Source organism: Companilactobacillus sp. FL22-3, assembly GCF_054881455.1.
In genome coordinates, this window is sequence record NZ_JBTYYZ010000032.1 from 1 (window position 1) to 1,067 (window position 1,067).

The 1,067-nt window shown below is 45.9% G+C and carries 1 protein-coding gene; it reads right to left on the reverse strand.

The features are described from left to right. Positions 1 to 15 precede the first annotated feature (15 nt). Positions 16 to 948, reverse strand: a complete 933-nt coding sequence (locus ACYT32_RS12350; protein WP_034544610.1) for an IS30 family transposase — start codon at positions 946 to 948, stop codon at positions 16 to 18. Positions 949 to 1,067 lie beyond the last annotated feature (119 nt).

Here is a 1,067-nt window from a genome sequence, read left to right on the forward strand (position 1 = left end):
GGTAGATTGCAACAATTAATCGAATTTTTCGGACAAGTCACCAAAGAAGACTTGGAGTGGCGTTTTCCACCCTAAACATTTCCGGGGACGCCAGTTTAAGTACTTTGAGATCATAGTCAGCTCTTCGTCCGTAACGCTCTCAATTGGCTGGTTCTTTGGAATGTGTAGCCGAATCTCGCGGTTCAACCGTTCGTTGGTTCCGCGTTCATGTGGCGCATACGGGTGTGCAAAATAATGGGCAATTCCGCAGGCTTCAATTTCCTTGAAGCCTGCGAATTCCTTACCGTGATCACTGGTGATTGACTTGACCAAGCCGCGCAACTCCTCGTTAAGCTCTAGGATTGCCTTAGTCATAGCTTTACTATCACGTCCCGGTAAACGACGAATAATCATTAGTCGGGACTTACGATCAGTAAAGGTAGCTAGGACCTCGCCCCTGGTTTTTCCTGATAGGATGGTATCGACTTCAAAATGACCAATCTCTTGACGCAGGTTAGCCTCGTCCGGGCGTTGGTTGATAAACTTCGCCCCACGTGTGTACTGACCACGACCGTCGTGGCTCTTTCGGTACCGCACACCGTGGTCTGGAAGGACCTCGCGTTTGATGTCCAACCAGCCCTTGTCCAGCCAGTTATAGAGGGTTTTGAATGGCATTTGGAGAATATGCGCGATGACTTCAAAACTCCACCGCTGTTCGAGAATGATCCCACGGACGAATTCTCTTAAATTCTCTGTTAGAAGAGTTTTCCGCCCCCGGTGAGTTAGCTTCTTTTCGCAGTCTTCCTGAGCTTGATCAGCGTCATAGTATCCCTTAGGACAGCGCTTTAGTTCATAGTTGATGGTTGAAGGAACTACACCAACTTCTTCAGCAATTTGTTTTTGTGAGTAACCAACCTTAAGCAGCGTTTGGATGACAGTTCTATCCGATAATGTTAAAATGTGACTCATGGGTAATGGACTCCTATTGTTTATAGTTTTGTCACTTAAAACAATACCGGGTCCATTGCCCTTTTTCTATCCAAATTTTTCGTCTGGGTAGAATTCTATTTAATCTTACAATCTACCAT

Excerpts from the sequence above, each read along its gene's own strand:
- ACYT32_RS12350 (WP_034544610.1), bottom strand. The coding sequence starts at position 948 with ATGAGTCACATTTTAACATTATCGGATAGAACTGTCATCCAAACGCTG.